This is a genomic window from Halalkalibacter suaedae, assembly GCF_017939705.1.
GTDB classification, from domain to species: Bacteria; Bacillota; Bacilli; order Bacillales; family Bacillaceae_D; genus Halalkalibacter; species Halalkalibacter suaedae.
Window position 1 is genome coordinate 419,369 of record NZ_JAGKSQ010000003.1, and the last position, 19,517, is coordinate 438,885.

The 19,517-nt window shown below is 39.0% G+C and carries 20 protein-coding genes; 2 read left to right on the forward strand and 18 right to left on the reverse strand.

Going from position 1 to position 19,517, the window contains the following annotated elements; genetic code table 11:
* Positions 1-34 precede the first annotated feature (34 nt).
* The 10 genes from dtd to J7W16_RS09680 all read right to left on the reverse strand — a co-directional run bounded on the left by dtd (position 35) and on the right by J7W16_RS09680 (position 10,393).
* A complete protein-coding gene (dtd, locus tag J7W16_RS09635; RefSeq protein WP_210597079.1) occupies positions 35-472 on the reverse strand; it encodes a D-aminoacyl-tRNA deacylase in 438 nt (145 codons plus the stop codon).
* A gap of 181 nt (positions 473-653) precedes the next feature.
* Positions 654-2,840: a RelA/SpoT family protein gene (locus tag J7W16_RS09640; RefSeq protein ID WP_210597080.1), complete on the reverse strand. Its 2,187-nt coding sequence runs from the start codon at positions 2,838-2,840 to the stop codon at positions 654-656.
* A gap of 151 nt (positions 2,841-2,991) precedes the next feature.
* Entirely contained in the window at positions 2,992-3,507 is a 516-nt protein-coding gene (locus J7W16_RS09645) for an adenine phosphoribosyltransferase (RefSeq protein ID WP_210597081.1), read from the reverse strand.
* 1 nt (position 3,508) lies between these two features.
* Positions 3,509-5,863 carry a single-stranded-DNA-specific exonuclease RecJ gene (gene recJ, locus J7W16_RS09650; RefSeq protein WP_210597082.1) on the reverse strand — a complete coding sequence of 785 codons (2,355 nt, stop codon included), beginning with the start codon at positions 5,861-5,863 and terminating at the stop codon, positions 3,509-3,511.
* Positions 5,864-5,928: 65 nt separating this feature from the next.
* Complete coding sequence (locus tag J7W16_RS09655) at positions 5,929-6,231, reverse strand: LapA family protein (protein WP_210597083.1); 303 nt, start codon at positions 6,229-6,231, stop codon at positions 5,929-5,931.
* Between the two features lie 16 nt (positions 6,232-6,247).
* Complete coding sequence (locus tag J7W16_RS09660; protein ID WP_210597084.1) at positions 6,248-7,162, reverse strand: cation diffusion facilitator family transporter; 915 nt, start codon at positions 7,160-7,162, stop codon at positions 6,248-6,250.
* 118 nt (positions 7,163-7,280) lie between these two features.
* Positions 7,281-8,225: a protein translocase subunit SecF gene (gene secF / locus J7W16_RS09665; protein ID WP_210597085.1), complete on the reverse strand. Its 945-nt coding sequence runs from the start codon at positions 8,223-8,225 to the stop codon at positions 7,281-7,283.
* Positions 8,215-9,519: a protein translocase subunit SecD gene (secD, locus tag J7W16_RS09670; protein WP_210597086.1), complete on the reverse strand. Its 1,305-nt coding sequence runs from the start codon at positions 9,517-9,519 to the stop codon at positions 8,215-8,217. The genes secF and secD overlap by 11 nt, the downstream gene beginning before the upstream one ends.
* 86 nt (positions 9,520-9,605) lie before the next feature.
* Positions 9,606-9,893, reverse strand: coding sequence for a post-transcriptional regulator (locus J7W16_RS09675; protein WP_210597087.1), 288 nt, complete (start codon positions 9,891-9,893; stop codon positions 9,606-9,608).
* Between the two features lie 14 nt (positions 9,894-9,907).
* Positions 9,908-10,393, reverse strand: coding sequence for a COG2426 family protein (locus tag J7W16_RS09680; RefSeq protein WP_210597088.1), 486 nt, complete (start codon positions 10,391-10,393; stop codon positions 9,908-9,910).
* A gap of 115 nt (positions 10,394-10,508) precedes the next feature.
* Here J7W16_RS09680 and spoVB point away from each other — a divergent pair, with 115 nt between their 5' ends.
* The gene (gene spoVB / locus J7W16_RS09685) at positions 10,509-12,080 is read left to right on the forward strand and encodes a stage V sporulation protein B (protein WP_210597089.1); all 1,572 of its coding nucleotides are present in this window, start codon (positions 10,509-10,511) and stop codon (positions 12,078-12,080) included.
* Between the two features lie 40 nt (positions 12,081-12,120).
* Here spoVB and J7W16_RS09690 read toward each other — a convergent pair whose 3' ends face one another.
* A complete protein-coding gene (locus tag J7W16_RS09690) occupies positions 12,121-12,657 on the reverse strand; it encodes a YetF domain-containing protein (RefSeq protein WP_210597090.1) in 537 nt (178 codons plus the stop codon).
* A 79-nt stretch (positions 12,658-12,736) separates the two neighbouring features.
* Positions 12,737-14,026, reverse strand: coding sequence for an ArsB/NhaD family transporter (locus J7W16_RS09695; protein ID WP_210597091.1), 1,290 nt, complete (start codon positions 14,024-14,026; stop codon positions 12,737-12,739).
* Positions 14,027-14,188: 162 nt separating this feature from the next.
* Here J7W16_RS09695 and J7W16_RS09700 point away from each other — a divergent pair, with 162 nt between their 5' ends.
* A complete protein-coding gene (locus tag J7W16_RS09700) occupies positions 14,189-14,569 on the forward strand; it encodes a TIGR04086 family membrane protein (protein ID WP_210597092.1) in 381 nt (126 codons plus the stop codon).
* 439 nt (positions 14,570-15,008) lie between these two features.
* On the opposite strand, the gene yajC is transcribed toward J7W16_RS09700, so the two are convergent.
* The 6 genes from yajC to ruvA all read right to left on the reverse strand — a co-directional run bounded on the left by yajC (position 15,009) and on the right by ruvA (position 19,385).
* On the reverse strand, positions 15,009-15,272 hold the full coding sequence (gene yajC, locus J7W16_RS09705) for a preprotein translocase subunit YajC (protein ID WP_210597093.1): 264 nt from the start codon (positions 15,270-15,272) through the stop codon (positions 15,009-15,011).
* 32 nt (positions 15,273-15,304) lie between these two features.
* The gene (gene tgt / locus J7W16_RS09710) at positions 15,305-16,444 is read right to left on the reverse strand and encodes a tRNA guanosine(34) transglycosylase Tgt (protein WP_210597094.1); all 1,140 of its coding nucleotides are present in this window, start codon (positions 16,442-16,444) and stop codon (positions 15,305-15,307) included.
* Between the two features lie 18 nt (positions 16,445-16,462).
* Complete coding sequence (queA, locus tag J7W16_RS09715) at positions 16,463-17,488, reverse strand: tRNA preQ1(34) S-adenosylmethionine ribosyltransferase-isomerase QueA (RefSeq protein WP_210597095.1); 1,026 nt, start codon at positions 17,486-17,488, stop codon at positions 16,463-16,465.
* 67 nt (positions 17,489-17,555) lie between these two features.
* Positions 17,556-17,771 (reverse strand): DUF2905 domain-containing protein, encoded by a 216-nt coding sequence (locus tag J7W16_RS09720; protein ID WP_210597096.1) that lies wholly within the window; start codon positions 17,769-17,771, stop codon positions 17,556-17,558.
* Positions 17,768-18,766, reverse strand: a complete 999-nt coding sequence (gene ruvB / locus J7W16_RS09725; RefSeq protein ID WP_210597097.1) for a Holliday junction branch migration DNA helicase RuvB — start codon at positions 18,764-18,766, stop codon at positions 17,768-17,770. Before ruvB ends, J7W16_RS09720 begins: the two co-directional genes overlap by 4 nt.
* A 19-nt stretch (positions 18,767-18,785) precedes the next feature.
* Positions 18,786-19,385: a Holliday junction branch migration protein RuvA gene (gene ruvA / locus J7W16_RS09730; protein WP_210597098.1), complete on the reverse strand. Its 600-nt coding sequence runs from the start codon at positions 19,383-19,385 to the stop codon at positions 18,786-18,788.
* Between the last annotated feature and the right edge of the window lie 132 nt (positions 19,386-19,517).

The window sequence follows — 19,517 nt, forward strand, 5'->3', positions numbered from 1 at the left end:
CCCAAAACAAAGGAAAACTTACATGCATTATGAATTAACTTTCAAGAATAAGGGTTACTGGTCCATCATTAACAAGTGAAACATCCATCATGGCACCAAATGTCCCTGTTTCAACTACTATCCCTTTTGAGCGTAGAGCTTCATTAAACTCTTCATATCGCAAAAGTGCGACATCAGGCTTAGCTGCATCCATAAAATTAGGACGTCTACCTTTTCTAGTGTCCCCGTAAAGGGTAAATTGAGAAATGGAGAGAATTTGTCCATCCATATCTTTCAATGAATGATTCATTTTCCCCTCTGCATCTTCAAAAATACGAAGGTGAACAATTTTTTCTGCTAAGTATTGTATATCTTTTAATGTGTCTTCATGTGTAATTCCCACAAGTAAAGTTAAACCTTTATCAATCTGTCCTACAATCTCTCCATCAACAGATACAGATGCTTGCTTTGTCCGTTGAAGTACTACCCTCATTTATACGTCCCCCCATCTTATCTAGAGGCAATGGTTAGTCCAGCCTATTATCTTTAGCACGATGACAATGCTTCGCCGCCTCATATTCATGAGAGTTCACTTATAGACGACAGCAGCTTCGTTTATTGCATGAGTAATCACCCCAAAAAGTAAATTCGTCCTTTTGAGGTGATCACTCATTTTAGTGCATGACTCGTCTCACCGAGTAGATGTCTTGGAGATGTTTTATTTTTTCAACTACCTTGTGAAGGTGATCAATGTTCTGAATTGAAATGGTTAAATGAATTGTCGCCATCTTTTGTCGATTATCAGAACGTCCTGATACAGCATTTATAACTGTTCTTGATTCTGTTACTGCTTGGAGTACTTCGTTTAGTAATCCATTCCGATCATATGCAGTAATCTCAATATCGACATTATACGATTTTGATTGTTGGCGATCTCCTTCCCATTCAACAGGGAGTAATCGTCCTTGGACATCTTCATTTTTCACATTGGCACAGTCAGCACGATGTATCGATACACCTCGCCCTTTTGTGATATAGCCGATAATATCATCGCCAGGAACAGGAGTACAGCATCTTGAGAGCCTGATTAATAAATTATCTACACCTTTGACTCGTACACCAGAGCTTGTCTTTTTTGTTGGTCGATGTGTTTGTACATCTGATAGGGCTTCTGCAAGTGTCTGATCCTCTTGCTCTTGATCAATCTGCTTACGAAGCTTTTCAGTCATCCGATTGACGATCTGTTTCACACTGATGCCACCATATCCTGCAGCAGCAAACATATCTTCTTCTCCAGCAAAACTGAACTTATCGGCAACCTCATTGATATTTTCATCTGTTAAGACAATCTTAGGATCAAACTCCATTGCCTTTATTTCTTTTTCAATTAACTCTCGGCCTTTTTCAACATTCTCTTCACGACGTTCTTTTTTAAACCATTGTTTAATTTTATTTTTTGCATGGGATGATTTGGTAATTTTCACCCAATCTTGACTAGGACCGTAGGAGTGCTTCGAAGTTAATACTTCAATAATATCTCCTGTTTTTAACTGGTGATCTAGTGGAACCATCTTACCATTCACCTTTGCACCAATACAGCGATTTCCTACTTCACTATGGATACGGTATGCAAAGTCGATTGGAACCGAACCTGCTGGAAGCTCAATGACATCCCCTTTCGGACTAAATACAAAAACCATGTCAGAAAAGAGATCCATTTTTAATGATTCCATAAACTCTTGTGCATCGTTAGTGTCTGTTTGTGATTCAATTACATCTCTAAACCAGCTTAATTTATCTTCAAACGTATTATTATTTGGGTTAATTGTCTTACCTTCTTTATAGGCCCAATGGGCTGCAACCCCGAACTCAGCAATACGATGCATCTCTTCCGTACGTATTTGGACCTCAAGAGGATCACCATATGGCCCAACAACTGTTGTGTGAAGAGACTGGTACATATTTGCTTTCGGCATTGCAATATAGTCTTTGAACCTTCCAGGCATCGGCTTCCATGATGTATGAATGATTCCAAGAACGGCATAGCAGTCTTTTATACTGTCAACAATTATTCGCACAGCTAATAAATCATAAATTTCATTAAATTGCTTATCCTGCAACATCATTTTACGGTATATGCTGTAAATATGCTTCGGCCTACCTGAAAGCTCGGCTTCAACATGCACCTCAATAAGGTTTTCATTAATTGTATCCATTACTTCAGATAGATATTGTTCACGCTCTGCACGCTTACGCTTCATTAAATTAACAATACGATAATATTGCTGTGGATCTAAATAACGTAAGGCCGTATCCTCAAGCTCCCATTTAATCTTAGATATCCCAAGACGATGAGCAAGAGGTGCGAAAATCTCTAAGGTCTCATTAGATGTAATTCGTTGCTTTTCCGGTGGCATAAATTTCAAGGTTCTCATATTATGCAAACGGTCTGCAAGCTTAATCAGGATTACACGAATGTCCTTTGCCATCGCGATAAGCATTTTACGATGGTTTTCAGCCTGCTGTTCTTCTTTTGATTTGTATTTAAATTTCTTGAGCTTCGTTACACCGTCAACGAGCATTGCAACTTGATCGTTGAACATTTCCGTTAGATCTTGCACAGTTACATCCGTGTCCTCAACCACATCATGGAGAAAGGCAGCTGCAACAGTGTTTGGATCGAGTTCCAGGTCAACAATGATTCCTGCCACTTGGATCGGATGGAGAATGTAAGGCTCCCCAGATTTACGATATTGTCCTTCATGAGCCTTCTCTGCATATTCATATGCCTTTTGTAAAAAAGCGATGTCCTGTTCACCTAAATATAAACTCGCTCTTTCTAACACTTGATCTATCGTCATGGAATCACCTATTTACGATTCAATATTTCCTTATATTATGGTTAAGTTTGAGCCTGATGTAAAGGGAAAAAACTGAAAACCTCTAGTTATTAATTATAATAAGAAAAGAAGACACACTTTTATTGTTAAAGCATGCCCTCTTAAGAAAAAATTAGCTATATGACATTAATGAAAATAAATCATATTCCTTCAGTCTATTTCTTCCTTCTAAATAAGTTAATTCAATCATAAAAGCAACACCGACAACTTCTCCGCCTAATTGCTCTACCATTTTGATCGTTGCCTCAATCGTTCCTCCTGTTGCTAGTAAATCATCCGCAATCACAACTCGTTGTCCTTTTTGAATTGAGTCAACGTGAAGTGTTAGCTGATCCTTCCCGTATTCTAATCCATAATCTTGAGAAATTACTTCACGAGGAAGTTTTCCTGGCTTTCTAACAGGAACAAAGCCTGCACCAAGAGCATACGCGATTGGACAACCAACAACAAAGCCCCTTGCTTCAGGACCAACAATCACATCAGCCTTCTTTTCTTTTGCAAATTCGGCCATTTCATTTATTGCCGCACGGTAAGCCTCGCCATCCTGCATGAGTGTCGTAATATCTTTAAAGCGAATTCCTTCTTTTGGGTAATCCTCTACAATTGTAATATACTTTTTAAAATCCATCTTACACCGTCTCCTTGATCATCGTTTGAGTGATTTCGGTTCTAATCATTTGATCGAACCGCTGTTTAAGTTGTTCATAAGAAGAATAGACAAACTCATTTTCAATATATGCTTGCTCTTGCTTCTGACGATAACTTGTTGATTCTTCTAAGTTCTTTTTCTCTGGACTAGCTGCGACTATAACCGTCCCATCCTCTATTGTAACAAAACCGAGCTCATAAAACACTTTCGCCATGAAATCAATTGTATGACGCGAGTAGCCTTTAAACGTTGCCAACTCTTCACTGTGCTTTTTCAAATTAAATGTTTGGCGTTTTAATAGAAAACCATAGAACCATTTAAATTGTTCTCGATTTGGATTACTCGTAAAAAATGAATCTTCCTCTTGGTGAAAGATTGTATAAATTCGGCTTGGCTCGCCCTTTTCTAAAAAGAGTTTCTCTAATTGCTCACGATAACGTGGCACATCAAGTAGAACGATAAATTTATCTGTAAAAGACTTAATCTCCTCAGGTTTCAATACGGGCCAATCTTCCAAACCTAACACTTGCTGAGTTTGATCTTGAAAACTGATCAATACTCTTTCGTCACCTGGGATATCTATAAGTCTTTCTTGTATTTTCTGCTTTTGAATACTTCGCCAATCAAATAGTTGCCAATCATCAACAGCTAGATCGCTAATCATCAACTGCGGTTTCACATGTCCATTCCACTCATTAATTGAGAGGGTTCCAACCGCAGATACTTTTGTTTTAATTGTCATTTGATCAAATAAGTAACCTAAATGAAATCCGATCCCATCTAGTATCGTACTTCCTTGTGCTAACCCTATTTTCAGATGGTTTGCATCACTGCCAATTTTCCTCATTTGATCAAGTTGTACACCCTGTAAGAGTACTTTTGGTGTGGGATTTTGAACTCCGAACGGGGCCAGCTGCTCGAGTTGCTCAATAACTGAAACAGAGATTTCTTCAACCTTTGCAACGAGATCAATATTTGTTACAGGCTTAAAGTCTTCCTCCGTTAATGTCTCTTTTGCTTGCTGACATAAACGCTCTCTTAACAGATCAACATCCTCCACCTTCATTGTCAAACCAGCGGCCATTGGATGTCCACCAAAATGCGGGAGGATATCACGACTTTTTGAGAGCTCCTCAAACATATCAAATCCTTCAATACTTCTTGCAGAACCCTTAGCTAACCCTTTTTCTCGATCAATACTTAAAACAATTGTTGGACGGTAATAACGCTCAACTAAGCGAGAAGCAACAATTCCAATTACCCCAGCATTCCATCCCTCACCTGCAACGATAAGCACTTCATTTTCGTCCGGAGGAAAGTGCTTCTCAACGACAGCTACAGCTGATTCAGTAATCTCTGTTACAACCAGTTGGCGTTCCTTATTCAATGCATCAATCTCTGAAGCAAGTTGCTCAGCCATCTCTCTTTCTGCAGTCAACAATAGCTCCACTGCTGGATCAGCGGAATCCAATCGGCCAGCTGCATTGATTCTAGGTCCAATTCCAAAGCCAACATGATCAGCACCGACGGCTTGTCCTTCGATACCACACACCTTCATTAGTGCGACCAAACCAGGGCGATTCGTTGATTGTAGGGCATGCAATCCTTCCATTACTAGCAGACGATTTTCATCAACTAAGGGGACAAGATCCGCAACCGTTCCAATAACTGCAATATCTAGAAACTCAGACGGAACCCGACCAAGCAAGGCATGGGCAACTTTAAAAGCCACACCAACTCCAGCTAATCCTTTAAAAGGATAGCTACATCCTGGTTTCTTCGGATTGACAATTGCATAAGCATCAGGCAAAACAGGAGGAGCTTCGTGGTGATCTGTAATAATAAAATCAAGATCAATTTCCTTCGCCACTTCTGCTACATGGGTTGCGGCAATTCCAGTATCAACTGTAATTACTAGTCCATAACCGTCTTGCTTCGCTTTTCGGATTGCAGGTTCATTGGGGCCGTATCCTTCGGTAAATCGATTTGGAATATAGTAGTCTACCTTTGCATTTAAGGTTTGTAAGGCTAGATACAAAACGGTTGTACTGCTAACTCCATCGGCATCATAATCCCCAAAAATGAGAATTTTTTGCTCAAGCTCAATCGCTTGTTGTAACCGTTCAATAACTAAATCCATCCCATCTAACAGGAACGGATCATGATATTGCATCTCTTCTTTATATAAAAAAGCTTTTGCTGCTTCAACAGTTGTAATACCTCTATTAATAAGGAGCTTGGCCACTAAAGGAACAAGCTTCAGCTTAGTAACTAATTCATCTAATTCGAGTGAGGATTGTTCTTTAATCTTCCACCTAGCTTTTGATTTCAACATAAAAACACCCCTTGAACTATCCATTATACAGGAGCTATCAAAGGGTGACAATTATTCAATTAACACTATTCTTGGTCTTTTTCCTTTATTTCACTATTAAACGCCTCATCAACGCTTACTTGATTAGACGACATTTGAGCAGATTTCAGACGTCTAAGCTCTGATTGCAAGCGATAAATACGAACCATCCCAATCGCTCCTGCAATAATAGCGCCCATTAAAACAGAACCAAGGATGACCAGGATTAATGGCCAGTTCGCTACCCCAAATAAATAATTTACTGGTACTGCCTCAACATTAATAATTGCAAAAATCGCTATAATAATCGCCGCAACTAAACTTAAAATTAAACCCCATTGTCCTCTCATTATGCTCACTCCTTTGTTAAAGTGCTTTTTTTTCTGGTCGATATGGATTGATGTGCACAAGTACATCTTGAACCTGTTTATCCTCGAGCAGACATTCCTTTACTCTCTTTCCAATCGAATGACCTTCTTCAACTGTTATTGAAGGTTCAACTGCTATTTTAATATCTACAATAACATAATGCCCGTGTTCCCTTGCATAGAACTCATCAATATTCAAAACCCCATCAACATTTCTGGCTACCTTTTTCATTTCAACAACATCCTCCTCGTGAAGGACATGATCTAATGCATTATGGATCGATTGCTTACCAAGCGACCAGGCCATCTTTACAATTAGCATTGCAACAAATGCACTGGCAAGAGCATCGCCATAAACTAGCCATTGAATGTTCAAATAGCCACCAAGAAGAGCAGCAGCGATCCCAACTAATGCAGCAATAGATGAAAACACATCTGAACGGTGATGCCAGGCATCAGTTATCAAAGCTTCACTCTTATACTTTTTACCCAAATTGTACTTATAACGAAACATTATTTCTTTAACAACGATTGAAAAAACAACTGCATAAATGGCAATCGTCTTTGGAACAACAACTGGCTCAAAAAAAGATTTAAATGCACCAAGAGCAATTTCAAACCCTACAATAAATAATAAAACAGAGACAATAATAGCTGCGACAGACTCAGCTTTTCCGTGACCATAAGGATGATCCTCGTCTGGTGGCATCTTAGCCGCTCTGACTCCAATCAAAACAACAACAGACCCTACAACATCAGAAGCCGAATGAACCGCATCAGCAAGCAATGCCCGACTGTTAGCAATTATGCCGACAACTGCTTTTATAGTCGCTAAAATAATATTGCCGATAATTCCTACCCATGCAGCAAATCGAACCTTTTGGTAACGTACATCTGCTTCTCCCTCAGACACGTAAACACCTACTTTATATAAGTTTCTTTCTTTTCTTATTTTACCATTCTATTCCACATTCATTCATACACAGCATAAAAGAGTGCCCCTTAGTTAACTAAAGGCCACTCTATTTATATTATACAGTAGGATTACCTTCTGAATTCGGCTGAGAGTCAAACCGCTTCTTCTCCAATTGTTTTGCTTTCCATATTAACCAAAGTTGTGACGCGAGAAAGAGCGATGAATACGTCCCTGCGACAAGACCAATTAATAGAGCTAGTGAAAAAGAACGAATCGCTTCCCCACCAAAAATAAAGATTGCTGCTGCCGCAAATACCACCGTTAATACTGTGTTAATAGATCGTGATAACGTTTGGACAAGACTCATATTAACAATGTTCGCCAGGTCTTCAAAGCCTCTAATGCGCTTCGTTAACTTCATGTTTTCTCTAATACGATCAAAGGTTACAATCGTATCATTAATTGAATAACCAACAATGGTCAGAACAGCTGCGATGAAGGGCACATTCACTTCAATTTGTAGCAAACTGAAAATTGCAATGATAAAAAATGCATCATGCAATAACGCAATAACAGCTGCAAGACCGTAGAGAAATTCAAAACGTATTGTCACATAAATAACAATTCCTACAGAAGCAATTAATACAGCAATTAGAGCATTTCTTGCTAATTCCTGACCAACCATTGGATCAACCGTACTAATATTCGGTTCCGACCCGAACTTTTCCATATAGTATGATTGAATGGTTGCAATCTCAGCTTGATCCAATACACCGACAAATCGCACATTGGCCATTTCATTATTATCTCCAGCTAATGTTACGTCATTTAAAGTAACCGAGTAACCTAACTGTTCGAAATCTTCGATAATCTCATCTGCAGAGATTGTTTCCGTTGCAAGGATATCTACACGTGATCCACTACTAAAATCAATACCTAAATTTAGTCCAAGTGTCATTAGCAAGATGACTCCAATAAGACTAAAGGCTCCAGAGAGAATAAAGAACTTCTTGCGGTGTTTGACAAAGTCTATTCCGCTCGATTGAAAATTAAAGCTCATCGATTTCACTCTCCTTTACACCAAATAGACGAGTCTTCTTATCTAACGCTCTACTCTTCACCCAAAGGCCGAGTAGTAGCCTTGAACCATAGACCGCTGTAATGAAACTAACCAAAATACTAACAATCAACATAACTGCAAAGCCTTGAACAGAGCTTGTCCCATAAATAAATAGGACGGCTGCAGCTAAAATCGTCGTAATATTAGCATCTAAGATCGTCGATAAGGATCGTCTACTTCCCGCTTTAAACGAAGACATAATCGTCTTTCCAGAACGAATTTCATCTTTAATACGTTCATACGTAATAATATTAGCATCAACTGCCATACCTACACCAAGAATCAATGCCGCGATTCCTGGTAATGTTAGAACCGCATTCATTAAATCAAAGACAAGCAAAACAAGGTATACATACGTACTAAGAGTAATAACTGCAATAAGTCCCATAAATCGGTAATAAAACAGCATATAAGCAAATATTAAAGCAATCCCAATAAAACCTGCATATACCGTTTGCTTCATTGCTTGCTCTCCAAGAGATGCACCAACTGAATTAGATGAAAGCTCCTCAAGTTTCACCGGTAACGCACCGGCATTTAGTATCTTTGCTAACTGATCGGTCTCTTCAAGCGTGAAATTCCCACTAATTGTTGCTGTATCACTATAGATAATAGATCGAACTGTTGCAGCAGATAAAAATTTTGGATCGGCTTTTAATGATTCCTCAGCATATGAATCAACACCCTCTTCAAAATCAAGCCAGAACACAAGCATATTCTCTTCTGGTGGACCCTCATACAATTCTCTTGTAATCTCTTCCATCAATTTAGAATCTTTGAAGGTAATATTGACAATTGGTTTATTACTTTGTGTATCCATATCTGATCTTGCACCATTTTGTTTGAGATCGCTTCCGTCTACTAGGACCTCATCATGGACATTACGAATCGTCAATTCTGCTTCAGTTGAGAGAAGCTCTCTTGCCGTTTGTTGATCATCAACACCAGCAAGCTGTACTCGAATTCGGTCCTCTCCTTCAATCGCAATATTAGGCTCAGATACACCGATTACATTAATCCTTTGTTCTAGGGCACTTACAGTTGCCTGTAAGGCACTATCATCAATCACATCACCTTGATTTGCCTCATTTACTTCATATAAAATTTCAAAGCCACCTTGAAGATCAAGTCCAAGCTTTATTTCCTTTGTTATTCCCATTACTGTTTGACTTATCAAAACAGCCAAAATGGCTACAACAAGAAAAAAAGCGACTATTCGCCCTTTTTTCACCATTTACTCTTCTTCCTCCTTCATATCAACACCACGACATATAACAATAATACTGTCATTATATCTTTCTAGGAAAAACACTGTCAATTCTACCCTTGAATACCTGATTCAAAGTCAGTAAACCAATCGGTTGGTTCTTTATAAGAATGGATTGTCAACCAAGTCATAAATGCTTGTGGTTTAAGTGTTAATACGCTATTTACGAACGCATGCTTATGCATGAATTCCTTTTTCTTACGTAATTGATATAGGACACATGTCCATACATCTTCCTCATTAGCACGGTCGTAACCTAATAAATGCAATTCGTCTACTTTACTAATTAATGCTGGTTGGATATCTAATCTCCATACCTCAAATTGCTGTCTTTCATTCATATACTAAACCCTCCTTAGAATACCGCATACATTACACTAGCAATGCTTACTCCAGCAATAATCACTCCTGAACAAATAGCGAAAAAAGCAAAACGGATTGGTATGAAAAATAAAATAGCTGCTAAACAAGCCGAATAGGCCCCTGTTGTTGGAAGAGGAACTGCTGTAAACAAGATTAATCCAATTGCACCAAATCTCTCTACATTGTCACTCTTTTTTATTGTTCGATTATAAAGCCAATCATAAAAACGCTTATATAGATTAAATCTAAGCATCCATTTACTAATCGGTCTAAAAAAAACGAGTATCGGAATGATCGGTAACAGATTCCCTCCAATTCCATAAAAAAGAGCTTCCCAATAAGATAGACCAAGCTGATGAGCAACAGGAATGCCACCTCTTAACTCTAGTATCGGTAAGGCCGAAATAAAAAACACTAGTAGTTCTGGAGGCAAGAATTCAAAGTTCTCAAAGATATACTGTTTAATCTCTTCTTTCAATCCACTCTTCCTTTCTACATTGCGTTAACTACTTGTCATGCTTGACCCACTACTAAGCATATAAATAATAACGAAAAATATCCATCATTTTTTTAAAAAGAAAGTAGGGGTGATTATGACAAAGCAAACGTTTTTAAAAGGTGCCTTCATTCTCATTATCGCTGGACTTATAACGAGATTTTTAGGCTTTGTGAATAGAATTGTTGTAGCAAGGATTATGGGAGCAGAAGGGGTCGGTCTTTATATGATGGCCGTTCCTACATTAACTCTTGTTATTACATTAACACAACTCGGGCTTCCTGTTGCAATTTCGAAGCTAGTTGCTGAGGCTGAAGCAACTAATGACCGCCAAAAAATAAAAAAAATACTAGTAGTATCTCTCGCAATGACAGGTATACTAAGTATTATTTTTACAATTGTCATGCTTGCTTTCGCTCCAGTTGTTGCTAGTACATTACTAACAGATCCAAGGGCTTATTATCCATTGATGGCGATTGCACCAATTGTACCTATCGTTGCATTATCATCTGTCATGCGAGGGTATTTTCAAGGTCGCCAAAATATGAAGCCATCTGCGGTTTCGCAAGTAATTGAACAAGTCGTTCGGATTACATTAGTTGCAGTTATGACAACTGCCTTCTTACCAATGGGGGTTGAATATGCAGCAGCAGGTGCCATGGCTTCAGTTGTAATTGGGGAGTTAGCTTCTCTCATTTACATGATCTTTATGTTCAAAACAAACAAACGCTTTCGGGTCCGTCGGGGGTTCTTCGGTTATGTGAAGGAAGGTAGAAAGACGTTTAAAGAATTAATGAGTATCGCAATACCAACAACAGGAAGTCGATTAATTGGATCAATTTCATTTTTTTTCGAACCCATTGTTGTCACTCAAAGCTTAGCAATTGCAGGAGTAGCAACAGTTGTTGCAACTAGTCAATATGGTGAATTAACTGGTTTTGCTATTCCATTACTACTGCTACCGACCTTTATTACCCAATCACTTTCGGTCTCGCTCGTCCCTGCAATAAGTGAAGCCGCTGCTAGGAACCATTATCAAACCGTGCACTACCGCCTTAACCAAGCATTACGGCTAGCTCTTATATCTGGAGGGGCTTCCGTCGTCATTCTTTATGTGTTTGCTGAACCAATTATGAAATTAATGTACGATGCACCAACCGTTGCTACCTATATTAAATTAATGGCACCATTTACTATCTTTTTATATTTCCAAGGCCCTCTTCAAGCTACATTACAAGCATTAAATTTAGCCAAAGCAGCGATGATGAACAGCTTATTTGGAGCCGTTATTAAAATTGGGGCAATTTTCGCTTTAGCAACAAGGCCAGAGCTTGGAATTATGGGTGCTGCTCTGGCAATAGTCATTGGCTTTGTTCTTGTCACCATGCTCCATTTTGCATCGGTTGCCAAAACGATTAGTTTTACCATTGATACAAAAATGGTCTTAAAATCAGTAATTTTAATTATTGCAACGACTTGGGTCGGTTATCTGTTAGCGTCCTACGCATTTACTAGCTACTCACTTTTAATGAAAACGATGATAACGATCTCAATCACAATGATTTTCTATAGTGCTCTCACAATTGCATTAGGACTTGTAAACAGCGATGAGTTAAAAAGAGTTCCTTTCATCGGGAAATGGCTTGAGACCTTGCTACCTCGTTCGTAGAATTAAGGGTATACAGTAGGTTATTACCTCTGTATACCCTTTATTTTAGTTCAACAAAAAAGGTTTCTCCATCACGAAGAGCACAGTAAGAAATATTCTTAATCTCCCTATAACCAAGTTTTTTTAATTCCTGCCTTAACCAGAGCTCTGTTTGATTGATCTTTTCCAAATTATCTATTTCTATTTTCCCATCAATAATAAGGGGGAGTGGTAGCATGCCCGCCTCTAAACGAATCGTCTTCAAATCATCAAGTTCTGCAAACTCATTATTCAAACCTTGATGATGCTGCTCCGCTTTTATTTTGCTTAAAAGTTCCGAAAGATTTAAGGTTTCTATCACTTGTTCTTCCTTCTTTATATACCAAGAATAAAACGATTGAACAATGATTAACACAACTGCAGGGATTAAAAAAACAAGTAGTGGCCAATTGTATTCAAGCATTAGCATGACTCCTAGTTGTGTTACCATTAACACGACAACGAAGCTCATATATTCACGTCTTGCGAACAATCGCATGACAAAGAGAATGACGAAGTAAATGAACAGGGTCCTTAAAACAATTGTCAGATAATCCATCAGAAAAACGCTCCTCCGTGTATCATACTCTGTTTAGTATGACCTTAGAGGAACGTCGCATGATATGAAGCTTTTGGCATTAAATGAAATCGATAAGATAACGAAAATATAAATAAATCGTTGAAATAACAAATGAAATGATGGCAACAGGTAATCCAACCTTTAGAAATTCCCAGTAACTGAACGGATGCTTAGCCTTTACAGCCATTCCAGCTACAATCACATTCGCTGTCGCTCCAATAATTGTAGCATTCCCACCAAGACAAGCACCAAGAGCTAAGGCCCACCAAAGCGGATCTAAATTCCCCATTCCAAATTCTTTAAATTCTAGGATGACCGGAATCATTGCTGCAACGAAAGGAATATTATCCACAAAACCAGATAAAATACCTGAACCCCATAATATCAGTAGGGCTGTTTTAGGCAGATCACCCTCTGTGTAATAAATAATTGATTTGGCAATTTCGTCAATAATTCCAACTTCCTTTAATCCACCAACAAGCATAAACAATCCAATAAAGAAGAACAACGTGACCCATTCAACCGATCGAAAAACCTCTTCCATATCTTGCTCATCATTTGTAATTAACATAAGTAAGAGAGCCCCAACCATCGCAATACTAGTTAAATCGATCTGGATAAATGGTTGAACGATAAAACCGACCGTCGTCAAAGTTAAGACTGTAACTGATTTTACAAGTAATTTACGGTCTTTTATGAAAGTCGAAGCATCAATATTAAACAATTTTGACCGATCTGCAGCAGTGACAACCATTTGCTTACGATAATAAAAAGACAAACAAGTCATAACAACGGCAAAAATTAAAATAACAACAGGACTTAAATGGATCAAAAAGTCATTAAATGTTAAATGACCTACAGCCTGGCCGATCATTAAATTAGGAGGATCCCCAATTAAGGTCGCTGTTCCACCAATGTTCGAAGCCATTACGATTGACAACAAAAAAGGAACAGCTGGCAATTTCAGTAATGAGGTCAAAGTAAAAATTATAGGAACAATTAATAAAACTGTCGTTACATTATTTAAAAAAGCTGAACCAAACGCGGTCAAACTTGAAATAACGATCAGTAATGGAAGAGGTCGCCCACCGACTTTTTGTGCCAATGATACAGCAATAAACTCAAAAAAACCACTTTGACTTGTTATTGATACTAAAATCATCATCGCTAACAGCAACGTAATTGTGTGCCAGTCAATATGATGCAAGAAAGCCGAATTGATTTCATATACGCCAAAAATGAGCATTAGAACGCCACCAAAACAAGCAACTACAGCCCTATTCAGCTTTTCTGTAATGATAAAGAAGTAACTACATAAAAAAATAACTAAAGCTAATGTTACCTCCATTAAATGAACTCCACTCCTCTCCTCTCATTTCTACCATCCTATGACAAGCTTGAGGAAAACATGTCCAAATTGATATCTCCTAGAAATTATGAGTCTATTTTGAACAAGCCTGAATAAGCTTTAATAAACGAAGATCAATTGAAGAAAGGAGAGAAGAAAATCATGGCTTATAGAGGTTTCTTTCCAGCTATTTTAATCGGACTTACAACCATTCTTGTGCTTATCTTAACTTCAAGCTTAGTCATCTCACTTGTCTTAACTTTTACTTCATTTACAGAACACTCAGTGAAATGGTTAGTGTTAGCCATTGCATTTGGTACGATGTTTATCGGGGGATTAATTTCAGGTGGGAAAGCAAAGGAAAAGGGATTACTTGCAGGTGCATTAACAGCTCTTCTGTTCTCTTTACTCACCTTTCTTATCCAGTATTTAGGCTATAACAGCATTTTCACATCAGAGCAACTTATGTTCCACGGTGGTTATCTTGTGGCAGCGGCTCTAGGTGGAATTGTCGGAGTCAATTTATCGAGCAATAACAATTAACAAAGTGATTTTAAAGGCCAGTAAAATGTGGATATCATCAAACTTTCAACCTGTCGACCAAGTCTCGTGTGAAGCGAGACAGCCGACAGGTTATTGGCATTAAAAGAGGAATGTGCGTAAAAAAGTCGCTTCGAACACGCTACCGGGATGGGGGGGCACGCTTTCCGCAGGCGGGCGTGCAACGAGTGGAGCCATTGCAGCTTCCTCGATTCTGCCCAACGGGACTTTTTCAGTGGCCTCACCTAAAAGCCAAAGGTGAGACCCCGCAGTGCGAAGCTCGAGGAGGCTCACCGGCTTCCCGCGGAAAGCGAAGTATATTTCAGGTGCGATTTACGTCCGCCAACCACCATTGTTCGGATTTTCCATTAGTTAAATCACTTTTGTCCCAGCCTCATTATTAAAAAAAAGCACAGCATATGCTGTGCTTTTTTATGTAGGATCAATCTGGATTAACAACTTCGCGAATAGCCGAGCGTTCAAATGTCAGCTTGCGGTTGTCATTAACAAGAATAACAACTATGTTTTCATCGATTGAATCAATTGTACCGTGTAATCCACCGATCGTTACGATCTTGTCCCCACGTTGAAGTGCATTATGCATTTCACGTATTGCTTTTTGCTTCTTTTGTTGTGGTCTGATTAACAGAAAATAAAAAATCGCAAACATTAAAATCAATGGTAAAAGAGTTCCTATCATCTCCATTTTATTTCCCCCCTTTCATTAATAAAAAAAACCTAAAAATTCTTAGCATTTGGTTTGTTGAAACCGTACATTTCAAAAAACTCTTCACGAAAATCGAGTAAGCGATCTTCACGAATTGCTTGTCTGACCTGCTCCATTAAGTTTAACAGGAAATATAAGTTATGGTAAGAGGTTAATCGAAATCCGAACGTTTCTTCACATTTAACTAAATGGCGAATATACGCACGTGAATAATTTTGACAAACATGGCAATCACAGTTTTCATCAAGTGGTCCAAAATCCCTAGCATATTTAGCATTCCGTACTACAAGTCTTCCTGTACTTGTCATCAGTGTTCCATTACGAGCGATTCTCGTAGGCAACACACAATCAAACATATCAATCCCTCGAATGGCCCCATCAATCAGTGAATCAGCTGATCCCACTCCCATTAAGTAACGAGGTTTATCTGAAGGTAGATGTGGTGTCGTGAATTCCAATACCCGGTTCATAACATCCTTTGGTTCACCAACCGATAATCCTCCAATTGCATAGCCAGGAAAGTCTAGGGAAACTAAATCTTCCGCACTGCGTCGGCGCAGGTCTTCATATTCCCCACCTTGGACAATCCCAAATAATCCTTGATCCTCGGGACGAGCATGTGCCTTCACACAACGTTCAGCCCACCGACTTGTTCTTTCAACCGATGCTTTCATGTAATCATATTCAGCTGGGTACGGCGGACATTCATCGAATGCCATCATAATATCAGATCCGAGAGCATTTTGAATTTCCATTGCCCCTTCAGGACTTAAAAAGAGCTTATCACCGTTAAGATGATTGCGGAAATGAACACCTTCCTCTTCAATCTTACGCAAATCACTTAAACTAAATACTTGAAATCCACCAGAATCAGTTAATATCGGACGATCCCAGTTCATAAAACGATGCAATCCACCAGCTTCTTTAATGATGTCATGTCCGGGTCTTAACCATAGATGGTATGTGTTACTTAAAATGATTTGAGCATTCATGCTCTTTAAATCCTCTGGACTCATCGTTTTCACCGTTGCAAGCGTTCCGACAGGCATAAATATTGGGGTTTCAAATGTTCCATGAGGAGTATGAACTTTCCCAAGCCTTGCACCTGATTGCTTACACGTTTTAATATGCTCATATCTAATTGCAGTCATTTTTTTCTTCCTTTTCTGTTATAGAATTAGCATGGCATCACCGAAGCTAAAAAAGCGGTAGCGTTCTTTGATCGCATGATGATACGCATTCATCACAAATTCTTTACTCGCAAATGCACTTACTAGCATGACTAGCGTCGATTTAGGTAAGTGGAAATTAGTTAGCAGTCCGTCAATACCCTTGACTTCGTATCCAGGATAAATAAAGATTGAGGTCCAACCGGAACACTCCTTAAACTCGCCGTATTCACTCATGATCGTCTCAAGAGTCCTTGCAGAGGTCGTGCCAACAGCAACAATTCGACCGCCTCTTTTTCTAGTGGCCGTTAGTGTCGCAGCGGTTTCTTCACTCATCTGGTAGAATTCTGCATGCATTTCATGGTCTTCAACATTTTCAACACTAACAGGTCTAAATGTTCCAAGACCAACATGAAGAGTGATGAATGCAATATGAACTCCTTTATTTCTAATCTCGTCTAAAATTTCATTTGTGAAATGAAGTCCAGCTGTAGGTGCAGCTGCAGATCCTCTATTTTTCGAATAAACGGTTTGATATCTTTCTTGATCAGGCAAGGTTTCTTTAATATAAGGTGGGAGAGGCATTTCCCCTAACTGGTCTAGGACTTCATGAAAGATACCTTCAAAGTTCATTCTTAATATTCTACCACCATGATCAGCCTCACCAACACAGGTTGCACTTAGCTGACCTTCTCCGAAAACAATGACTGTCCCCTTTTTAACACGCTTTGCCGGTTTGACGAGTGTCTCCCATTCCTGACCCTCTATTTGCTTCAGCAATAGTACCTCAATATTTGCACCGGTTCCCTCTTTTGTACCAAAAAGTCTTGCAGGAAGGACGCGACTATCGTTTAGTACGAGACAATCACCTTCCACAAGGTTATCAACAATATTAGTAAATGTGCTATCCTGAACTTGTCCTGTGCTACGATTTAGAACAAGCAAACGAGACGCCGTCCTGTCAAGAAGAGGCGTCTGGGCAATTAATTCTTCCGGTAATTGAAAATCAAAATCATCTACGTTCATTCAGCTTCACCTTTATCATTCATATTATACTTTCGTAATCATACCTAAACTAAGCTAGCTGTGCAAGTTAGCGTATCCTCCCTATTATGAAGAGAAGAAGCGAAATGACAATACTTACAACAATGCTCGTCATAATCGGAAAATAAAATGTCGTGTTCTCACGCTTTATTAAAATGTCACCTGGAAGCTTCCCAATTGGGATAAAACGACCAATCACCATCCAAAGCAATCCAATTAAGATGAGCAGAGCCCCTAAACCTATTAACAATTTCGGAACATTCACTTCGGTACCTCCAAGTTAAAATGCTCATAGCAAGCTATTGTAACAACTCTCCCTCGCGGTGTCCGTTGAATGAAACCAATTTGCAATAAATAAGGTTCATATACATCTTCAATCGTTTCCGATTCTTCTCCAATTGTTGCTGCTATCGTATCAAGCCCAACTGGTCCACCACGAAACTTTTCAATCATTCCGTAAAGTAATTTATGATCGATATGATCTAGTCCTAATTCATCCACCTGCAATTGTTCAAGCGAATGCTTTGCAATCGTGAGTGTGATGTTCCCATCCCCTTCAACCTGTGCAAAGTCCCTCACCCTTCTTAGGAGGCGGTTAGCAATTCTTGGCGTGCCTCTAGATCGACGAGCAATTTCAATTGCGGCCTGGTCTTCAATTTCAGCCTCAAAAATTTCAGCGGTACGCTTAACAATTATCGTTAGCTCAGCTTCTGAATAATATTCTAGACGTGAAAGAACACCAAAACGATCTCGAAGTGGGGCAGAGAGCATCCCAGCCCGGGTTGTCGCTCCAACTAATGTAAAGGGAGGAAGCTCTAGGCGAACAGATCTTGCAGTTGGACCTTTTCCTATGACGATATCTAAGCAAAAATCCTCCATTGCTGGATAAAGAACTTCTTCAACCATTCGATTTAACCGGTGTATTTCATCAATAAATAAAACATCCCCTGGTTCTAATGAAGACAAAATTGCAGCTAAATCACCTGGACGTTCAATAGCAGGACCTGAAGTGGTTCTCATATTCACTCCCATTTCAGCTGCAATAATTCCTGAAAGTGTTGTTTTCCCTAAACCAGGTGGTCCATATAAAAGTACGTGATCAAGGCATTCTTCTCGAAGTTTCGCAGCCTCCATAAATATAGACAGGTTTTTCTTAACCTTTTCCTGGCCTATATAGTTGTCTAGACTTTGCGGTCGAACTCGTTGATCAAGTGATTCTTCCATTCCCTGCTCTTCCGCAGATACGACACGTTCATCCAAGACAAGTCACCTCCGTTCTCTAAACTTTCAACATTAATTTTAGAGCCTTCTTTATGTATCCATCTGTCGATAATTGCTCTTCCTCTAAATGTGGACGAACACTTTTCAGCTCCTTCTCAACATAACCAAGAGAACGTAAGGCCTCAAATGCTTCTTCTAATGCTTCATTCAACTGTCCACTGACACTCTTATTCTCTGGTGTTAGCAGATTAGGAGCAAAATCAGATAACTTCCCTTTTAAGTCGAGGATAATTTGTCTGGCAGTCTTTTTCCCTACACCAGGAAACTTAACAAGGAATGCTTCATCTTCGTTTTCAATTGCAAAAACGACATTTTCTGGTTCTCCTGTAGCCAAAATCGCTAAGGCTCCTTTTGGACCTATACCTGAAACGTTTAGTAATTTCTCAAATAAAGCTCTTTCCTGCTTTGTTTGAAATCCGTAAAGCCTCAGAATATCCTCCCTGACATACTGAAACGTGTATATACGAATTGTTTCTTCTATATATTTTTGAAATTTAAAAGGATTAGGACAATGTATCTGGTATCCCATACCATTGTGGTCAATGACGACATACTGAATATCAACTTCTATAAGTGTTCCGTTAATATACTCAATCAAACTGTTCTTCCTCTCTCCACACATTTACTTTGTATTTTATCATAGTTCCTTGACCACAGTCATTTTAATACAAGACTTAAAAATAAGATGCTCCTAAAAAAGACATTCGAGTCTTCCTAGGAGCATCTCACT

What these genes read in the sequence shown, in the direction of transcription:
- dtd (WP_210597079.1), bottom strand. Translation starts at nt 472, where the DNA reads ATGAGGGTAGTACTTCAACGGACAAAGCAAGCATCTGTATCTGTTGAT.
- J7W16_RS09640 (WP_210597080.1), bottom strand. Translation starts at nt 2,840, where the DNA reads ATGACGATAGATCAAGTGTTAGAAAGAGCGAGTTTATATTTAGGTGAA.
- J7W16_RS09645 (WP_210597081.1), bottom strand. Translation starts at nt 3,507, where the DNA reads ATGGATTTTAAAAAGTATATTACAATTGTAGAGGATTACCCAAAAGAA.
- recJ (WP_210597082.1), bottom strand. Translation starts at nt 5,863, where the DNA reads ATGTTGAAATCAAAAGCTAGGTGGAAGATTAAAGAACAATCCTCACTC.
- J7W16_RS09655 (WP_210597083.1), bottom strand. Translation starts at nt 6,231, where the DNA reads ATGAGAGGACAATGGGGTTTAATTTTAAGTTTAGTTGCGGCGATTATT.
- secF (WP_210597085.1), bottom strand. Translation starts at nt 8,225, where the DNA reads ATGAGCTTTAATTTTCAATCGAGCGGAATAGACTTTGTCAAACACCGC.
- secD (WP_210597086.1), bottom strand. Translation starts at nt 9,519, where the DNA reads ATGGTGAAAAAAGGGCGAATAGTCGCTTTTTTTCTTGTTGTAGCCATT.
- J7W16_RS09675 (WP_210597087.1), bottom strand. Translation starts at nt 9,893, where the DNA reads ATGAATGAAAGACAGCAATTTGAGGTATGGAGATTAGATATCCAACCA.
- spoVB (WP_210597089.1), top strand. Translation starts at nt 10,509, where the DNA reads ATGACAAAGCAAACGTTTTTAAAAGGTGCCTTCATTCTCATTATCGCT.
- J7W16_RS09690 (WP_210597090.1), bottom strand. Translation starts at nt 12,657, where the DNA reads ATGGATTATCTGACAATTGTTTTAAGGACCCTGTTCATTTACTTCGTC.
- J7W16_RS09695 (WP_210597091.1), bottom strand. Translation starts at nt 14,026, where the DNA reads ATGGAGGTAACATTAGCTTTAGTTATTTTTTTATGTAGTTACTTCTTT.
- J7W16_RS09700 (WP_210597092.1), top strand. Translation starts at nt 14,189, where the DNA reads ATGGCTTATAGAGGTTTCTTTCCAGCTATTTTAATCGGACTTACAACC.
- yajC (WP_210597093.1), bottom strand. Translation starts at nt 15,272, where the DNA reads ATGGAGATGATAGGAACTCTTTTACCATTGATTTTAATGTTTGCGATT.
- tgt (WP_210597094.1), bottom strand. Translation starts at nt 16,444, where the DNA reads ATGACTGCAATTAGATATGAGCATATTAAAACGTGTAAGCAATCAGGT.
- queA (WP_210597095.1), bottom strand. Translation starts at nt 17,488, where the DNA reads ATGAACGTAGATGATTTTGATTTTCAATTACCGGAAGAATTAATTGCC.